This window comes from Exiguobacterium sp. SL-9 (assembly GCF_004336985.1).
Taxonomy (GTDB): domain Bacteria; phylum Bacillota; class Bacilli; order Exiguobacteriales; family Exiguobacteriaceae; genus Exiguobacterium.
In genome coordinates this window covers 1-3,007 of sequence record NZ_SJUO01000011.1, presented here as the reverse complement: position 1 = coordinate 3,007, position 3,007 = coordinate 1, and the positions used below count along the sequence as shown (strand labels likewise).

The following is a 3,007-nucleotide window of genomic DNA, read 5'->3' as shown; positions in this document are numbered from 1 at the left end:
TTGTTCCTTGAAAACTGAAGATTCATCAAGACATCAAACCAATTAATTTCACATATGGTCCGTGAGGACCGTGTGTCTTAGACGCTAGATCAAGGTAGAAAGGGCGTACGGTGGATGCCTTGGCACTAGGAGCCGATGAAGGACGCGACGAACAGCGAAATGCCCTGGGGAGTGGTAAGTACACGTTGATCCAGGGGTATCCGAATGGGGGAACCCACCGCCGGGAGACTGGCGGGACACCCGTGTGAATACATAGCACGGCGTGAGGCAAACCCGGGGAACTGAAACATCTAAGTACCCGGAGGAAGAGAAAGAAAATTCGATTCCCTGAGTAGCGGCGAGCGAAACGGGAACAGCCCAAACCAGGAAGCATGCTTCCTGGGGTTGTAGGACACTCTATACGGAGTTACAAAGGGATAGGATAGGTGAACGACCTGGAAAGGTCGGCCAGAGAAGGTGACGGCCCTGTAGCTGAAATCTTATCCCCTCCAGAGTGGATCCTGAGTACGGCGGGACACGTGAAACCCCGTCGGAATCCGGGAGGACCATCTCCCAAGGCTAAATACTTCCTAGTGACCGATAGTGAACCAGTACCGTGAGGGAAAGGTGAAAAGCACCCCGGAAGGGGAGTGAAACAGATCCTGAAACCGTATGCCTACAAGTAGTCAGAGCCCGTTAACGGGTGATGGCGTGCCTTTTGTAGAATGAACCGGCGAGTTACGATGGCGGGCGAGGTTAAGCCGATGAGGCGGAGCCGCAGCGAAAGCGAGTCTGAATAGGGCGCATCAGTCCGTCGTCGTAGACCCGAAACCAGGTGATCTACCCATGTCCAGGATGAAGGTCAGGTAACACTGACTGGAGGTCCGAACCCACGCACGTTGAAAAGTGCGGGGATGAGGTGTGGGTAGCGGTGAAATGCCAATCGAACCTGGAGATAGCTGGTTCTCCCCGAAATAGCTTTAGGGCTAGCCTCGAGGTGAAGAGTTCCGGAGGTAGAGCACTGATTGGACTAGGGGCCCCCACAGGGTTACCGAATTCAGTCAAACTCCGAATGCCGGCAACTTGTACTCGGGAGTCAGACTGCGAGTGATAAGATCCGTAGTCGAAAGGGAAACAGCCCAGACCATCAGCTAAGGTCCCCAAGTGTATGTTAAGTGGAAAAGGATGTGGCGTTGCACAGACAACTAGGATGTTGGCTTAGAAGCAGCCATCATTCAAAGAGTGCGTAATAGCTCACTAGTCGAGTGACGCCGCGCCGAAAATGTAACGGGGCTAAACATACCACCGAAGCTATGGATCCCGTAAGGGATGGTAGGGGAGCGTTCCAAGCAGCAGTGAAGCGGTATCGTGAGGAGCCGTGGAGCGCTTGGAAGTGAGAATGCCGGTGTGAGTAGCGAAAAGAGGGGTGAGAATCCCCTCCGTCGAAAGCCCAAGGTTTCCTGAGGAAGGCTCGTCCGCTCAGGGTTAGTCTGGACCTAAGCCGAGGCCGAAAGGCGTAGGCGATGGACAACAGGTTGATATTCCTGTACCGCCGTACCACCGTTTGAACGATGGGGGGACGCAGAAGGATAAGGTAACCGTGCGACTGGAAGTGCACGGACAAGCAGCAAGGCCGTCGGGTTGGCAAATCCGCCCGACACACAAGGCTGAGCTGTGACGTGGAGCCCGTAGGGCGAAGTACCGGATTTCACGCTGCCAAGAAAAGCCTCTAGTAAGGAGGTCGGCGCCAGTACCGTAAACCGACACAGGTAGGCGAGATGAGAATTCTAAGACGCGCGGGATAACTCTCGTTAAGGAACTCGGCAAAATGGTCCCGTAACTTCGGGAGAAGGGACGCTTATGGCAACATAAGCCGCAGTGAATAGGCCCAAACGACTGTTTAGCAAAAACACAGGTCTCTGCTAAATCGCAAGATGAAGTATAGGGGCTGACGCCTGCCCGGTGCTGGAAGGTTAAGGGGATGTGTCATCGCAAGAGAAGCACTGAACCGAAGCCCCAGTAAACGGCGGCCGTAACTATAACGGTCCTAAGGTAGCGAAATTCCTTGTCGGGTAAGTTCCGACCCGCACGAAAGGCGTAACGATTTGGGCACTGTCTCAACGAGAGACCCGGTGAAATCATAGTACCTGTGAAGATGCAGGTTACCCGCGACAGGACGGAAAGACCCCATGGAGCTTTACTACAGCCTGATATTGAGGCTTTGTACGCGATGTACAGGATAGGTGGGAGTTTGTGAAGCCGGAGCGCCAGCTTCGGTGGAGACACCCTTGGGATACCACCCTTTGCGTATAGAGTCTCTAACTCGCAGCCGTGATCCGGCTGGAGGACCGTGTCAGGTGGGTAGTTTGACTGGGGCGGTCGCCTCCTAAACAGTAACGGAGGCGCCCAAAGGTTCCCTCAGAATGGTTGGAAATCATTCGAAGAGTGCAAAGGCAGAAGGGAGCTTGACTGCGAGACCTACAAGTCGAGCAGGGACGAAAGTCGGGCTTAGTGATCCGGTGGTTCCGCATGGAAGGGCCATCGCTCAACGGATAAAAGCTACCCTGGGGATAACAGGCTGATCTCCCCCAAGAGTCCACATCGACGGGGAGGTTTGGCACCTCGATGTCGGCTCATCGCATCCTGGGGCTGGAGTAGGTCCCAAGGGTTGGGCTGTTCGCCCATTAAAGCGGTACGCGAGCTGGGTTCAGAACGTCGTGAGACAGTTCGGTCCCTATCCGTCGTGGGCGCAGGAAATTTGAGGAGAGCTGTCCTTAGTACGAGAGGACCGGGATGGACGCACCGCTGGTGTACCAGTTGTTCCGCCAGGAGCATCGCTGGGTAGCTACGTGCGGACGGGATAAGTGCTGAAAGCATCTAAGCATGAAGCCCCCTCCGAGATGAGATTTCCCTTTGAGCAATCAAGAAAGACCCCTCAGAGACGATGAGGTAGATAGGTCATGGGTGGAAGCACGGCGACGTGTGGAGCTGAATGATACTAATCGGTCGAGGCTTTGATCTAGTCTAA

The 3,007-nt window shown here is 54.6% G+C and carries 1 rRNA gene; it reads left to right on the top strand.

The annotated features are described in order from the left end of the window. Positions 1–87 precede the first annotated feature (87 nt). Positions 88–3,001 (top strand): 23S ribosomal RNA (locus tag EVJ34_RS15310). Positions 3,002–3,007 lie beyond the last annotated feature (6 nt).